The following is a 14355-nucleotide window of genomic DNA, read 5'->3' on the forward strand; positions in this document are numbered from 1 at the left end:
AGCAGCACGACGATGATCATGCCGTTGAATTTTGGTTTACGCTGCAAAGACTTCATCTCCTATTCCGCACGGGAGCCCGGCCGCGGTTCGGCCGTTGCTTCGCGCCCCCGTGCGCATGTTATTTGGTGTACACTTCGGGCTTGAGAATGCCCACGTAGGGCAGGTTGCGGTACTGCTCGTCGTAGTCCAGGCCATAGCCCACCACGAACTCGTCCGGCACCTCGTAGCCCACGTAGTCCGCCTGCAGGTCAACCTTGCGGCGGCTGGGCTTATCCAGCAGGGTGGCAATGCGGATGCTGGCGGGGTTGCGGCCCTCCAGCAGGGTCTTCAGATAGCTCAGGGTCATGCCGGAGTCCAGAATGTCCTCCACGATCAGGATGTCCTTGCCGGACAGGTCCTGATCCAGGTCCTTCACGATCTTCACCACGCCGCTGGTCTTCACGCCGCTGCCGTAGGAGGAAACGACCATGAAGTCGATGGCGCAGGGCAGATCGATGCAGCGCATCAGGTCGGCCAGGTAGACCACGGCGCCCTTCAGCACGGTGACCAGCAGCAGGTTCTTGCCCTGGTAGTCCTTGGTGATCTGGGCGCCCATCTCGGCGCACTTGGCCTTCAGCTGCTCTTCGGTGAGTAATACCTGCAGGATATCGTTGCTCTGACTCATTGTTATTCACTGCTCCTTGTTGGTTGGTTCCAGCGGGCGGATCACCAGGATACGGCTGGTGGCGCTTGTGGGGGCAAACCCCTGGGCCACTCCGCCGCCCCACAGCCAGATCACCTGACTGCCCTGGGCCAGAAGGGGCACCAGCGCACGCTGTGCACCGGGAATTCCCGCCTCGTTGAAGTATTTTTTCAAACTTTTGCTCCCGCTGCGCCCCTCCGGCCGGAACCAGTCGCCCGGCTGGCGGGTACGCAGAGACAAACTACTCCTTATTCTATCATAATCCACACAATTGGTTAAGCCTTTTTTCCGGCCCCCGGCAAATTTTTTGATTTGTTCACAATCTTCGCCTTCCACCAGCTCCAGCCGCAGCCGGTAGCCGCCGGGCAGCCGGTATTCCCCCGGCTCGGCGGGCTGCGGAGCAGCAGGCTCTTCTTCGCAGCTCTGCGCCCAGCGCAGCACCCCGGCGCACCGCTCAACGCGCACGCCGCCCGCCAGCTGGGCCGCACGGCTTTCCCCCGCGATCAATGCCTCCAGCTTGGGCAGATCCGCCTGGCGCAGGGTCGTTTTCTCCTCCACCAGACAGCGCAGCGCCTCAGCCCGGAGCACCGGGTCCGCCTTTTGCAGCACCGAAACGCTCCAGCCGTCGCCGCAGCGGGCCGTTTGCAGCAAGTGTTCCCCCTGGCGGCGAAAATATTGCAGCCAGCCCTGGGCCCGGCGGCAATATTCCCCCAAAGCCCGCTGGGCCTCCGGGTTGATCTGCTCCAGCTGGGGCAGCACCTGATTGCGCAGCCGGTTGCGGGCGTATTCGTCGCTTTCGTTGGTCTCATCCAGCACGAAGGGGGTGCCGGTGGCCCGGCAATAGGCCTCGGTGGCCTTACGGGGCAGTTCCAGAAGCGGCCGGATGAAGGGCCCCCGCACCGGCGGGATGCCCGCCGCGCCCGCCAGCCCGGTACCCCGTGCCAGCCGGAACAGCAGCGTTTCCGCCTGATCGGTGAGGGTGTGGGCGGTGGCGATCTTCACCGCCGGGTCTTTTTTCCGCAGCTGCTCAAAGAAGTCGTAGCGCAGCTGCCTTGCCCATTCCTCGCTGCGCCGCTCGGTCTGCCGCCCGGCACGGTGGCAGTGCAGCTTCACGCCTTCTTTTGCACAGAATTCCGCCACAAAGGCCTCGTCCGCATCCGCCGCCTCCCGCAGGCCGTGGTTCACATGGGCTGCTTCCAGCGTGATGCCCAGCTCCCGGCCCCGGCGCAGGAAAAAGCGCAGCAGGGCCATGGAATCCGCCCCGCCGGATACCGCCGCAATCACCCGGTCGCCGGGCTGCAGCAGGTTCTGGCTTCGGATGCTCTCCAGCGCCTGCTCCTCAAAGGCCGCGGCGCTCATCGGCTCATCCCGCATGGTTGTAGTCCACGTTCACGAAGCGGGTGTGCGCGCCGTCCCAGCCCAGGTCCACCTTGCCGGTCTCACCGTGACGGTTCTTGGCGATGATGCACTCGGCGGTGCTGGAATCGCTCTCCTCCAGACTCTCGCCGCTCATGGAGGTGTAGTAGCCCTCGCGGTACAAAAAGAGCACGATGTCGGCGTCCTGCTCGATGGAGCCGGAGTCACGCAGGTCGGACAGCTGGGGCCGGTGGTCGGACCGGCCGCTGCTCTTTTCCGCCGCACGGGACAGCTGGGACAGGGCGATGACCGGCACGTTCAGCTCCTTCGCCATGATCTTCAGGTTTCGGGTGATATCGCTGATCTCCTGCACCCGGTTCTCGGTGCGCTTGCCGCTGGTCATCAGCTGTAAGTAGTCGATGACCACCAGGCCGATGGGGGTCTTCTCCGGGTCCTGGTTGATCTTGCGGATCTTGGCCTTCACCTCGGGTATGGTGATGCCGGAGGTGTCGTCCATGAAGATGGGCACATCGTGCAGCACGTCCATGGCGTGGGCCAGGTCATCCCAGTCGTTGCCGCTCAGCGCGCCGGAGCGGAAGGAGTGGCTGTCCACACCGGCCTCGGCGGAGAGGATACGGTTGGTCAGCTGCTCCTTGCTCATCTCCAGACTGAAGATGGCCACCGGGATGTGGCTCTTTTTGGCCACGTTGGTGGCGATGTTCAGCGCGAAGCTGGTCTTGCCCATACCGGGGCGGGCGGCCAGAATGATCAGGTCGGACCGGCCCAGACCGGTGAGAATGGAATCCAGATAGGTAAAGCCGGTGGGAATACCGGCATATTTGTCCTTGTTGGGGCCCGCAATCTTCTGCAGGGTGGCCATGGTCTCCAGGAACGCGTCGGACAGCTTGGTCAGCTCCTCCCGCTTCTGGTTGGAGCGGATGTCGGTCAGGCGCTGCTCCACGCTCTCCAGCAGCATATCCGCGTCCGGCTGGGCGCTGGACTGCTTGAGGATGTTCTGGGCCAGCTGCATCACCTGGCGGGTGAGGTATTTCTCCTCCACGATGCGGGCGTAGGCGGAGAAGTTGCTGATGGAGGGCACCACCTCGCCCAGACGGGCGATGTAGACCTTGGCGGCCTCCATGCTCTCGAACACGCCGGTGGAGGCCACCGCGTCGATCAGGGTCACCGCGTCCAGCTGCTCGGTGCCGGAATACAGCTCCACCATCTGGCTGAAGATCTCGGCGTTCTGGCGGGAGTAGAACATCTCCGGCTTGAGGGTATTGATCAGCGCGGGCATCACCCGCTCGCTGTCCAGCAGGGCGGCGCCCAGCACCGACTGCTCCGCCTCCATATTATACGGCTCGGCCAGGTTCATGCTGTCCAGCTCAAAATTTGTATCCTGCATCAGGCATCGTTCCCTTTCGCTACGGTTGGTTTTTCAGGCAAAAGCGCATCGCTTCGAACCGGGCGAAGCGTGCGTTTCTGCTTTCAGCAAGCAGCGCCCAGCGGGCGCAGCCTTCGGGGCCATTCTTCCCCATGGCCGCCCCACTGGGCGCAGCAGTTCCGTTTTTTACTGCTCCTCGACCTTCACCTTAAAGGTGCTGGTCACGCCGGGGTGCAGCTTCACGGTGGCGTTGGTGGTGCCGAACTCCTTGATGTCCCGCTCCAGCTCCACCTTGCGCTTGTCGATCTCGGTGCCCACCATCTGGCTCAGGTGCTGGGCCACCTCCTTGGAGGTGATCTTACCGAACAGACGGCCGCCGTTGCCCTTGCTCTTGATCACAACGGTCTTGTCCTTGATGGTGGCGGCCAGCTGCTGGGCAGCGGCCAGAGCCTCGGCAGCGTGATGCTCCTTGGCCTCGTTCTTGGTGCGCACCAGATTCAGCGCGCTGGCGTCCGCCTCGGCGGCCAGGCCGCGGGGGAACAGGAAGTTGCGGGCGTAGCCGTCCGATACTTCGTGGATCTCGTCCTTTTTGCCGATGTTCTTCACATCCTGCTTCAGAATGACCTTCATTGGTATCTCTCTCCTTATGTGCGCGGCCACTTGCATGCAAGCACCGCGTATTTTGGCCGGCCGCTGGGGCCGGGTTTATCTTTTTTTGCCCGAGCGGGCCTCTTCCTCGGCCTGCTCCTGCCGGTAGCGGGCAATGGCCTGACGGATGCGCTTTTCCGCTTCGTCGATGGTGGTGTCTTTCAGCTGCGCGCCCGCCATGGTCAGATGACCGCCGCCGCCCAGCTGCTCCATGATGACCTGCACGTTCACGGCGCCCATGCTGCGGGCCGAGATGTTCACCCCGCTGCCCTGCTGCACCGCCACGAAGCTTGCCCCCACCCCCTGGATGGTGAGCAGGTCGTTGGCCGCCTGAGGCACCGCCACCGCCATGTCCGGCGGCAGCTCGCCGGAGACCGACACCGCACAGCCCATATAGATATCGGCGTTTTCCACCAGATTGGACTTGGCGGTGTATTCCTGCAAGCTGGAATTGAACAGCAGCTTCACCCGCTCGGTCATGGCGCCCATGCGGCGCAGATAAGCCGCCGCCTCAAAGGTGCGCACGCCGGTGTGGATGCCGAAGTTGCGGGTGTCCAGCATGATGCCGGCCAGCAGCGCCTCTGCCTCCAGCTGAGTGGGGCGGAACTGCTGCCCCTCCACATACTGCAAAAGCTCGCTTACCAGCTCACAGGTGGAGGAAGCATAGGGCTCGTGGAAGAACAGCACCGCGTTGTCGATGTGACCCACCGCCTTGCGGTGATGGTCGATCACCGCCACCTGGCGGCATTTGCGGTATACATCGCCGCTTTCCAAAAGGCCCTTGATGTGGGTATCCACCACCAGAAGCAGGGTGTTGTCGGTCATGCCGTCCAGCGCAACCTCCGGCGAGATGAAATCCTCGCCCAGGCCCGCTTTCTGGAATTCCTCCAGCACGCTCTGGGCCAGCGTGGCCTCTCGCCGCACCACAATGGCGGCGGGAGCGTCCAGCCCCTTGCAGATGCGCAGCACACCGATGGCTGCGCCCACACAGTCCAGATCGCTCATCCGGTGACCCATGATGAGCACGCTGTCCGCCTGGCGGATCAGATCGCACAGGGCCTTGGCCACGATGCGGCTCTTGACCCGGCTGCGCTTTTCCACACTGCGGGATACGCCGCCGTAGAAGGCAAAGCCCTCGGGGGTCTTGACCGCCGCTTGGTCGCCGCCGCGGCCCAGGGCCATGTCCAGCGACTGGCGGGCCATCTCCTCGCACTGGCGCAGGGTATCGCCGCCCCGGCCCACGCCGATGGACAGCGTCACGTTCACCTCGCCCTCCAGGGCGCGGATCTTGTCCAGTACATCAAATTTTGCCGCCACCATTTCCTTCATGTGGCGTTCCTCCACCACCGCTATGTAGCGGGCGTTGCTTACCCGCTGCAAAAAGCCGGTGGTGCGGCCGATGTAGGTTTCCAGCACCCGGTTGATGCCTTCCAGCACCCGGGCCTTTTCCGAGTCCTTCAGCTCGGCCAGCTGCTCGGCGTAGGCGTCGATCTCGATGATCATATACGCCGGACGGGTGGCGTCGTATTCCGCCGCCCGCTGGCGCAGATCGGTCTCGTCCACCAGGTACAGCACGGTGAGTGCCTCACGCCCGGCGGTGGTCGACGCAAAGATATTGTATTTGCGGCCCCCGTGCTCCAGCACCTGGCCCGCAGGCTCGCCGCACTGATGCAGGTCCAGCCCGCAGAGCACCTTGCCCACCGGAGCAAGCAGCCGGTCCTCATCCGCCAGAATGCGCTGGCGGAAGGGGGTGTTATACCACACCAGGGTCTTGCCGCTGAGCAGCGCCACCGGCAGGGTCAGCGCCCCTAGGCTCAGCTGGGTCTGGCTGTTTTCAAATTTCTCGCACTGCAGCGCCCGGGCAAGCCCACGGCGCAGCCGCCGCGCCAGCAGCAGGACAGCCAGCGCCACCAGTGCCGCCAGAGGGATCAGCACCCAGAGCAGCCGCGGCTCCAGCAGGCCCACCAGAACGGCCAGCAGCGCGCACAGCACCACCAGCCCGCCAGTGAAGACCTCCATTGTAAAACGGGGTTTCAGATCCATGGCCCAACAGCCTCCTTTGCGTTTGGGGTCAGACCTCCATGAGGATGGGCAGGATCATGGGGCTGCGCTTGGTCTTGCGGTAGATGTAGGAGGACAGCGCCTCCCGCACGCGGGTCTTCACGCTGTTCCAGTCCCGCACGTTCTCGGCGGCGCACCGCTCGAAGCACTGGCTCACCAGGCGGCGTGCCTCGTCCATCAGCTGCTCGCTCTCGCGCACATACACAAAGCCGCGGGAGACCAGATCCGGCCCGGCCATGACCTGACCGGTGCGGGAGTTGACGGTGGCCACCACGATCACCAGACCGTCCTCAGACAGATGACGGCGATCCCGCAGGACCACGTTGCCCACGTCGCCCACGCCCAGACCGTCCACCATCACGGCGCCCGCAGGCACCGGCTCACCGGTGGAAAGACCGTCGGCCGAAAGAATGATGTCCTGGCCGATCTCGGCGATGTGGATGTTCTTCGGGGGAATGCCCAGCTTTTCGGCGGTGATGGCATGCTTTTTCAGCTGCTTGTACTCGCCGTGCACCGGCAGGAAATACTTGGGTGCTGCCAGCGTGAGCACCAGCTTCTGCTCCTCCTGGCAGGCGTGGCCGGACACATGCACATCGTACATGGATTCATAAATGACCTCCGCGCCCAGCAGCAGCAGACCGTTCACCACCTTGGTGACCATCTTCTCATTGCCGGGGATAGGAGTGGCGGAGATGATGATGAAATCGCCGGGACCCACCCGCACGTTGCGGTGGCTGGCGCTGGCCATGCGGGACAAAGCGCTCAGCGGCTCGCCCTGGCTGCCGGTGGTGATCAGCACGATCTGCTCCGGCGGATATTTGTTGATCTGCTCCAGGTCGATGAGCACGCCCTCCGGCGCATGCAGGTAGCCCAGCTCCAGGGCCATCTGGGTGTTGTTGGCCATGCTCCGGCCGGACACCGCCACCTTGCGGCCGTTTTCCACCGCCAGATCGATGATCTGCTGCACCCGGTAGATGTTGGAGGCGAAGGTGGCAATGATAATGCGCTGTTTGTCCGCCCGGCGGAACAGGTTGGCAAAGCTGTCGGCCACCTTGTGCTCGGTGGCGGTAAAGCCCGGCCGCTCGGCGTTGGTGGAGTCGCTCAGCAGGGCCAGCACGCCCTTCTTGCCGTATTCCGCAATGGTCACCAGATCGGTGGGCCCGGCGGACAGCGGGGTGTAGTCGATCTTGAAGTCGCCGGTCTGGATAATCACACCCGCCGGGCAGTCGATGGCCAGGGCCACTGCGTCCGGGATGGAGTGGTTCACATGGATGGGCTCGATGGTGAAGCAGCCCAGCTTGAACTTGTGGCGGGGATGGATCTCCACCAGCTTGGTGCGGCCCAGCAGATTGTGCTCTTCCAGCTTGTTCTTGATCAGACCGATGGTCAGCTTGGTGGCGTAGATGGGCAGGTTCACCTGCTTGAGCAGGTAGGGCAGCGCGCCGATGTGGTCCTCGTGGCCGTGGGTGATGACCACGCCCTTGATCTTATCCTTGTTCTGTACCACATAGGTGAAGTCCGGGATGACCAGGTCGATACCGAACATATCGCTGTCCGGGAAGACCAGTCCGCAGTCCACAATCAGCATATCGCCCTGGCATTCATACAGGGTGATGTTCTTGCCCACTTCGCCCAGACCGCCCAGGGGGATGATGTGCACCGGCACGGCCTCTTCCTGCTTGGCGTGGTTCTTGGCGGCGGGCTTGCGGCCCCGGGAATAGAAGGGGCGGCGGCGCTGGGCGGGCTGCTGCGCGCCCGCGTTCTCGGCCTTGGGCGCGGCCGGCTTATGGGCAGCGCGCGGCTTTTGGGGTTCTTTTTCCTTTGCGTTTTTTTGTTGAGTCATAGATCTCCTCCGTAAAATTGCGTACGCCGGAAGAGCCCGTTTTTCGTTCCGATGCAAAAACGGCCGGGCGCACGATTGATTCAGTTTGATGATGCTTGTGGTGTTGGGCACGATGGGTCCATTTGTTCAATGCGACCGGGCCCCGGACGGATCACGCACACAGAGCAGCAGCAACGGGCCGCTGCTCGGCCAAGGCTGGCAAACTTCTCCAACCTAAAGTTGGTTTTATTATACCCTCTTTGTATGCTTTCTGTCAACAAAGTGCCAGGAGCGGGGCAAAATAATCCGGAAGGGGTCTTTGTTCAGTATGGGCGGGCCCGGGCCCGCTTACACTTGCCGCCAACGGGCAAACCCGGTATAATAATGCCATTGGGCGTTGACCGGCTACCTGTTCACAACAGACCGCACCCCGAAACACACAGCCCGCCCTTGTACGCGGGCAGGAGGCAGCAATGAAACAGATCGAAATTTTTACCGACGGCGCCTGCAGCGGCAACCCCGGCCCCGGCGGCTGGGGCGCGGTGCTGCGCTATAAACAATTTGAAAAGGAGCTTTCCGGCGGTGAGGCCGAGACCACCAACAACCGGATGGAGCTCACCGCCTTTATCCGGGCGCTGGAGCAGCTGAAGGAGCCCTGCGAAATTACCCTGTGCAGCGATTCCAAATACGTGATCGACGGGCTGGAAAAGGGCTGGGCCAAGGGCTGGCGGGCCCGGGGCTGGAAAAAGAGCGACAAATCCCCTGCCCTCAACCCGGACCTGTGGGGCCGTTTGCTGGACCTGTGCGAGGGGCATGTGATCCACTATAAATGGATCAAGGGTCACGCCGGCCACCCGGAGAACGAGCGCTGCGACCGGCTGGCGGTGGAGCAGAGCAAAAAATACGGCGGCCGCCAGGCCTGACGGCCGCTCAGAGCACAATAAGGAGCAACGATTATGAGCGATATTTTATTCCCCGGCAACGATTTTTCCACCTACGAAAAGCAGGACAAGGTGCTGGTGGGCGTATCCGGCGGTGTGGATTCCGCGGTGTGCGTGCACATTCTGCGGGAGCAGGGCTTCGCGGTGACCGGCGCGGTGATCCGCTTCTCTCCTGCCCATGATAAAGCAGTTGAGGAGGCCCGCAAGGCGGCCGCCTCGCTGGGCATTCCGCTGGAGGTCATTGAGGCGGGCGAGGAGTTCGAGCGCCAGGTGGTACAGCCCTTCTGCCAGGCCTACTGCGCCGGACGCACCCCCAACCCCTGCGTGCTGTGCAACCCCACCGTGAAGTTCAAGCTGCTGGCCGCCCGTGCCGATGAGCTGGGCATCCCCTTCATCGCCACCGGCCATTACGCCCGGGTGGAGCAGACCGCCGCCGGGCAGTATCACATTGCCCAGCCCGCCAGCGTGGCCCGGGACCAGAGCTACATGCTCTACCGCCTGGGGCAGGATATTCTGGCCCGGCTGTGCCTGCCGCTGGGTGAGTTCGAGAAGGAGGACATCCGCCAGATCGCCCGGGACCTGGGCCTGCCCTGCGCCGACAGCCCGGACAGCATGGAGATCTGCTTCATTCCGGACGGCGACTACGCCGCCTTCATCCGGGGCCGTGGCCTCGAGGACAAGCCCGGCCGCTTCATCGCGCCGGACGGGAAGGACCTGGGCCCCCACAAGGGCGTGATGCACTACACCCTGGGCCAGCGCAAGGGCCTGGGCCTGGCGCTGGGCAAGCCCGCCTTCGTGAAGGCCATCCGGGAAAACGGCGACGTGGAGCTGGGCTGGGCCGGTGATGAGTTCTTCTCCGGCATGACCCTGCGGGACGTATGCTGCGCCGCCGGTGGCGAACTGCCCGCCGGGGATTACCTGGTGAAGATCCGCAGCGCCGCAAAGCCCGTCCCCTGCCACTACGACGGTAACGGCCTGGTGCGTTTCGAAGAGCCTGCCCGTGCTCCCGCACCCGGCCAGAGCGCCGTGTTCTACGGCGGCGGCTTGGTACTGGGCGGCGGCTTCATCGACCAGATTCTGGACTGATCTTTTTTCAACAAAATCAAAAGCAGCCTCCTGCCGGAATACCGCGCAGGGGGCTGCTTTTTTGCTCTTTATTTGTTCGCTTCGTTCTTGTCCGTCTTGGGTCCGAGACGGCGGCGGATGTCGTCGATGATCTCGGGGCAGACAAACTCGGAGATGTCGCCGCCCATGGTGGCCACCTCCCGCACGATGGAGGAGGAAAGATACATATACTGAATGTCGGTGGTCATGAACATGGTCTCCAGGGTGGGGCAAAGCTTTTTGTTGGTGAGCGCCATCTGGAACTCGTATTCAAAATCGCTCACCGCCCGCAGGCCCTTGATGAGGGTGCAGGCCCCCACATGGGAGGCGTAGTCGGCCAGCAGGCCGCCGAAAAAGTCCACCCGCACGTTGGGCATATCCTTGGTGACCCGGCGGGCCAGCTCCACCCGCTCGGCGGGGGTGAAGGCGGTGTTGCTCTTGGCATAGTTCACCAGAATCAGCACGATCACCTCGTCAAACAGGCTCGAGGCCCGGCGGATGATGTCCAGGTGGCCCTTGGTGATGGGATCAAAGCTGCCGGGGCAGATGGCAATGCGTTTTTCCATAAAGCGTGTTCCTTTCCGCTGGGGGCCGCTGGGCCCGCTGTTGGCCATTGCCGCTGCGCGGCATGTGCTCTTAAGTATACCCCCGGAAAAGCAGCCTTGTCAATTGCCTTTTGCCGCCTGTCAGTCCTGCTCGCACAGCTCGCAGAGCTTCTGGTAGAAGGGGGTGTTGTCCAGTGTGGCGAAGTAATCCATGGGGGTCTCGGCCCGGCGGATCACCTCATGGCTGCCGTCCTCATGCAGCAGCACCTCGGCGCTGCGCAGCTTGCCGTTGTAGTTGTAGCCCATGGAGAAGCCGTGGGCGCCGGTGTCGTGGATGACCAGCACGTCGCCGATGCCGGTCTCGGGCAGGGCCCGGTCGATGGCGAACTTGTCGTTGTTCTCGCACAGACCGCCGGTCACATCGTACACATGGTCGCAGGGCTCGTTTTCCTTGCCCAGCACGGTGATGTGATGGTACGCGCCGTACATGGCCGGGCGCATCAGGTTGGCGGCGCAGGCGTCCAGACCCAGGTAGTCCTTCTGGATGTGCTTTTCGTGGAGCACGGTGGCCACCAGATGGCCGTAGGGGGCCAGCATGAACCGGCCCAGCTCGGTGAAGATGGACACATCGCCCATGCCCGCGGGCACCAGGATCTCCTCGAACTTCTTGCGCACGCCCTCACCGATGGCAGCAATGTCGCTGGCGGGCTCCTCGGGGCGGTAGTCCACGCCCACGCCGCCGGACAGGTTGATGAATTTGATCTTTGCGCCGGTGGCCTGGTTCAGCCGCACCGCCAGACGGAACAAAATCTCGGCCAGGGCCGGATAATAATCGTTGCTGGTGGTGTTGCTGGCCAGAAAAGCGTGGATGCCGAACTGCTTTGCACCCTTCTTCATCAGCTTTTCAAAGGCAGAGGCCATCTGCTCCTCGGTCATGCCATACTTTGCCTCGCCGGGGTTGTCCATGATGTCGTTGCCCATGCTGAACACGCCGCCCGGATTGTAGCGGCAGAACACGGTCTCCGGCACGCCGGCCACCCGGTCCAGGAATTCCACATGGGTGTAGTCGTCCAGGTTGATGTAGGCGCCCATCTGACGGGCCTTTTTCATGTCCTGAGCGGGGGTCACGTTGGAGGAAAACATCACATCCTGGCCGGAAAAGCCGCAGGCCTCGCTGAGCAGCAGTTCGGTGTAGGTGGAGCAGTCCACCCCGCAGCCCTCCTCCTGCAAAATCTTCAGCAGCGCCGGGGTGGGCGTGGCCTTCACCGCGAAATACTCTTTGTAGCCCTTGTTCCAGGCAAAGGCCGCATTCAGGCGGCGGGCATTTTCCCGAATGCCCTTTTCGTCGTAGATATGAAAGGGCGTGGGCACGTCCTCAATGATCGTCTGGGCCTGCTCCAGGCTGATGAACGGATGCTTTTGCATGATGATTTTCTCTCCCTTTCCCGCGGGGCTTGATTCGCCCGGTTTACTCGCGCAGCATTTATTTTAGCACAGTATAACACAAAAGGAACCCACAGCGCAACGACATGTTTTGCAGGCAGCAAAAAAGCCCTTCAAACCAAATGTTTGAAGGGCTTTGACCATGGAGCTGCTAAGCAGATTTGAACTGCTGACCTCATCCTTACCAAGGATGCGCTCTACCGACTGAGCTATAGCAGCAAGATGGCGACCCGGATGGGGCTCGAACCCACGACCTCTAGCGTGACAGGCTAGCGTTCTAACCAACTGAACTACCGGGCCATCTTTGAGTTGCCTTGTGGCGACTCTTAGTATTATACAGACACTTCCCTCAATTGTCAACCACTTTTTCAAAAAATTTTTCAGCTTTTTTTACGCCACTTTTTTGCCCCAAAAACCGGCGGCGGGCGGGGCGTTTTGCCCATTCGCCCGCCGCCCGGAAAAGGGGTTTTACTGCACCGTTTCCAACAAACCGCACACTTCCAGCAGCCGCTGGTACTCCAGCAGCATTTCCCGATTGCCGCCGCCCAGCTCGGCGATCACCTGATCCGCCACCCGGCCGCAGCTGCGCGCCCCGTCGATGTAATAGCCGCACAGCGCCTCCTGCATCTCCTTGTCCGGCTCGGCCTCATGGCGGCGGTTATATTCCCGTACCAGGGCCAGCTTGTCCGGCTCGTCCAGCATCCGCTTTTCCAGCGATTCCAGCGGGTCGCCAAAGAGGCGGCGGTACACCGGGCCCTCCTCGGCCCACTGCACCCGGCCGGGCAGCAGGGCGTTCAGTCTGGCCAGCGGCTTTGCCGGGTCCAGCCCCGCCTGTTCACACAGCCGCCGGGCAGCTTCGGTATAGAACTCCTTCAGCGCCCCCAGCTGGGCCGCCAGCTCCCTGGGGTCACTGTGGACCAGCATGGCCCGCTGGGTGATGGCCTCCATCCGGGCCATGAGGCGGGTGCACTGGTGGTTCAGGATCAGCCGGGCATCCCCTTTTTGCAGATCGCACAGGGTATACACATACACCGCCGCCAGCAGGGTGGAGAATTTCAGCACGTTCATATCCATCCGCTCGATGGTGTCGGCGCTGGTGTGGTAGTATTTGTCCGGCCACTGGCCCAGCATGATGCTGGGGATACCCACCTGCGGGTCGCTGAGAATGAAGTGGTCGCTGCCCAGGCCGAAGGGCACCGCATCGGTGCGCACATTCTGCAGCAGCAGGTCCTCCCGGCTGTTTGTCTCCTGCTTGAGCTCCTGCAGCAGCAGGGTGGCCAGGTCCCCCTCAAAGCCCGGCATGGCAAAGGGCAGGCCGGTTACAGTGATGGGGCCGGTGGTGTCCTCCTGTTTTGCGCCGATCATATCCAGATTGATGCCTGCGGTGTAGAGGGACTTGTCCCGCCCGTCGTTCAGATAATTATAAGTGCCAGTGAACTCGGGCACCAGAATCATCCGGATGGTCTTTTTCAGCGGCGGCAGCTGGCCCGCCTCCACCGCGTCCCGGATGGCTGCCATCAGGGTCATGGCTCCGGCCACGCCGGAGGCATTGTCGTTGGCACTGGCGCAGGGGTGGCACAGATGGGCGCAGACCAGCACACTCTCCTCGCTCTCGCCGGGCAGCACCGCCTCCACCACCTCGCTGGTGCCGTTTTCCAGCGTGGCCTCCACATAGGCGTTCACTGCAAGATAGGGGCTTTCGCACTCCCCTTTTTCAAAGGCCTGCCGCCGCTGGCGGCACAGCTTCTGCAGCCGCAGCGAGGTGCGGGGCGACACCACAAACCCGAAGGCCTGCCGCTCGCCGGGGGTGTGCTCCCACCAGTAGGAGGTGTAGTTCAGCGCGTCCAGCAGCTCCTCCGGAATGCGCACGTGGGGCGTCTCGTTCAGATAGTCCGACACAAGGCCCAGCGCGCCCCGCTTCTGGATGGCCCAGCTGAATTTGTTGATGTGCTGGTGGGTGAACAGCACCTTGCCCTCCAGGTCCCAGCCCTCGTAGGCTTCTTCCCCGCAGCCCTCAGTCATCTCCACCAGGTCCAGCGTTTTGTCCCGCCAGTCGCAGGCGCAGCTTTTCTGGATCAGGGAGATGGGCTCCACCGAGTAGTCCGCCAGCACAAAGCCCTCCGGCCCGGCCAGACGGCACCAGCCCGCGGTGCAGTTCCACTCCTGAAACAGCCGGTAGCTGCCCGCGTAGCCCCCTGCCGGGGCCGGATAGGAAATCACCCGGGCCTGCACGCCCCGGCGGTTCAGCCAGTCGCAGCACCAGTTGGCCGCGGCCCGGAAGCCGCCGCTTGCCTGGATGCGGTGGAAACTGCTCACCTCTTTCACGATCTGATACAGCCCCCGGGTCTGTATCCGTTCCTTCATTGTCT

11 protein-coding genes and 2 tRNA genes are annotated in these 14355 nt (G+C 62.8%); 2 read left to right on the forward strand and 11 right to left on the reverse strand.

Annotated elements, in window-relative coordinates; genetic code table 11:
* Window positions 1-118 precede the first annotated feature (118 nt).
* From hpt to B5F28_RS07990, 6 genes are all read right to left on the reverse strand, one after another.
* Window positions 119-664 carry a hypoxanthine phosphoribosyltransferase gene (hpt, locus tag B5F28_RS07965; RefSeq protein ID WP_087295044.1) on the reverse strand — a complete coding sequence of 182 codons (546 nt, stop codon included), beginning with the start codon at window positions 662-664 and terminating at the stop codon, window positions 119-121.
* 6 nt (window positions 665-670) lie between these two features.
* The gene (gene tilS, locus B5F28_RS07970) at window positions 671-2056 is read right to left on the reverse strand and encodes a tRNA lysidine(34) synthetase TilS (RefSeq protein WP_087295046.1); all 1386 of its coding nucleotides are present in this window, start codon (window positions 2054-2056) and stop codon (window positions 671-673) included.
* The gene (gene dnaB, locus B5F28_RS07975; RefSeq protein WP_087181990.1) at window positions 2046-3443 is read right to left on the reverse strand and encodes a replicative DNA helicase; all 1398 of its coding nucleotides are present in this window, start codon (window positions 3441-3443) and stop codon (window positions 2046-2048) included. The genes tilS and dnaB overlap by 11 nt, the downstream gene beginning before the upstream one ends.
* 165 nt (window positions 3444-3608) lie before the next feature.
* On the reverse strand, window positions 3609-4052 hold the full coding sequence (gene rplI, locus B5F28_RS07980) for a 50S ribosomal protein L9 (RefSeq protein WP_087295048.1): 444 nt from the start codon (window positions 4050-4052) through the stop codon (window positions 3609-3611).
* 75 nt (window positions 4053-4127) lie between these two features.
* Window positions 4128-6113, reverse strand: coding sequence for a DHH family phosphoesterase (locus B5F28_RS07985; RefSeq protein WP_087295050.1), 1986 nt, complete (start codon window positions 6111-6113; stop codon window positions 4128-4130).
* Window positions 6114-6141: 28 nt separating this feature from the next.
* Complete coding sequence (locus tag B5F28_RS07990) at window positions 6142-7974, reverse strand: ribonuclease J (RefSeq protein ID WP_087295052.1); 1833 nt, start codon at window positions 7972-7974, stop codon at window positions 6142-6144.
* A 452-nt stretch (window positions 7975-8426) separates the two neighbouring features.
* Here B5F28_RS07990 and rnhA point away from each other — a divergent pair, with 452 nt between their 5' ends.
* Window positions 8427-8876, forward strand: coding sequence for a ribonuclease HI (rnhA, locus tag B5F28_RS07995; protein ID WP_087181994.1), 450 nt, complete (start codon window positions 8427-8429; stop codon window positions 8874-8876).
* Window positions 8877-8909: 33 nt separating this feature from the next.
* Entirely contained in the window at window positions 8910-9980 is a 1071-nt protein-coding gene (gene mnmA / locus B5F28_RS08000) for a tRNA 2-thiouridine(34) synthase MnmA (RefSeq protein WP_087295055.1), read from the forward strand.
* Between the two features lie 68 nt (window positions 9981-10048).
* Here the strand turns inward: mnmA and coaD are convergent, their stop codons facing one another.
* The 5 genes from coaD to B5F28_RS08025 all read right to left on the reverse strand — a co-directional run bounded on the left by coaD (window position 10049) and on the right by B5F28_RS08025 (window position 14350).
* Entirely contained in the window at window positions 10049-10564 is a 516-nt protein-coding gene (gene coaD / locus B5F28_RS08005; protein ID WP_087295057.1) for a pantetheine-phosphate adenylyltransferase, read from the reverse strand.
* A 120-nt stretch (window positions 10565-10684) separates the two neighbouring features.
* Complete coding sequence (locus B5F28_RS08010; RefSeq protein ID WP_087295059.1) at window positions 10685-11968, reverse strand: diaminopimelate decarboxylase; 1284 nt, start codon at window positions 11966-11968, stop codon at window positions 10685-10687.
* Between the two features lie 161 nt (window positions 11969-12129).
* Window positions 12130-12205: transfer RNA gene (locus B5F28_RS08015), tRNA-Thr, on the reverse strand.
* A gap of 4 nt (window positions 12206-12209) precedes the next feature.
* Window positions 12210-12286: transfer RNA gene (locus B5F28_RS08020), tRNA-Asp, on the reverse strand.
* Window positions 12287-12454: 168 nt separating this feature from the next.
* On the reverse strand, window positions 12455-14350 hold the full coding sequence (locus tag B5F28_RS08025) for a DUF4910 domain-containing protein (RefSeq protein ID WP_158097549.1): 1896 nt from the start codon (window positions 14348-14350) through the stop codon (window positions 12455-12457).
* Between the last annotated feature and the right edge of the window lie 5 nt (window positions 14351-14355).

This window comes from Gemmiger sp. An194 (genome assembly GCF_002160145.1).
GTDB lineage: Bacteria > Bacillota > Clostridia > Oscillospirales > Ruminococcaceae > Allofournierella.

Bases quoted from the DNA above. Each gene is read 5' to 3' on its own strand.
- hpt (WP_087295044.1), bottom strand. From the start codon at position 664: ATGAGTCAGAGCAACGATATCCTGCAGGTATTACTCACCGAAGAGCAG.
- tilS (WP_087295046.1), bottom strand. From the start codon at position 2,056: ATGCGGGATGAGCCGATGAGCGCCGCGGCCTTTGAGGAGCAGGCGCTG.
- dnaB (WP_087181990.1), bottom strand. From the start codon at position 3,443: ATGCAGGATACAAATTTTGAGCTGGACAGCATGAACCTGGCCGAGCCG.
- rplI (WP_087295048.1), bottom strand. From the start codon at position 4,052: ATGAAGGTCATTCTGAAGCAGGATGTGAAGAACATCGGCAAAAAGGAC.
- B5F28_RS07985 (WP_087295050.1), bottom strand. From the start codon at position 6,113: ATGGATCTGAAACCCCGTTTTACAATGGAGGTCTTCACTGGCGGGCTG.
- B5F28_RS07990 (WP_087295052.1), bottom strand. From the start codon at position 7,974: ATGACTCAACAAAAAAACGCAAAGGAAAAAGAACCCCAAAAGCCGCGC.
- rnhA (WP_087181994.1), top strand. From the start codon at position 8,427: ATGAAACAGATCGAAATTTTTACCGACGGCGCCTGCAGCGGCAACCCC.
- mnmA (WP_087295055.1), top strand. From the start codon at position 8,910: ATGAGCGATATTTTATTCCCCGGCAACGATTTTTCCACCTACGAAAAG.
- coaD (WP_087295057.1), bottom strand. From the start codon at position 10,564: ATGGAAAAACGCATTGCCATCTGCCCCGGCAGCTTTGATCCCATCACC.
- B5F28_RS08010 (WP_087295059.1), bottom strand. From the start codon at position 11,968: ATGCAAAAGCATCCGTTCATCAGCCTGGAGCAGGCCCAGACGATCATT.
- B5F28_RS08025 (WP_158097549.1), bottom strand. From the start codon at position 14,350: ATGAAGGAACGGATACAGACCCGGGGGCTGTATCAGATCGTGAAAGAG.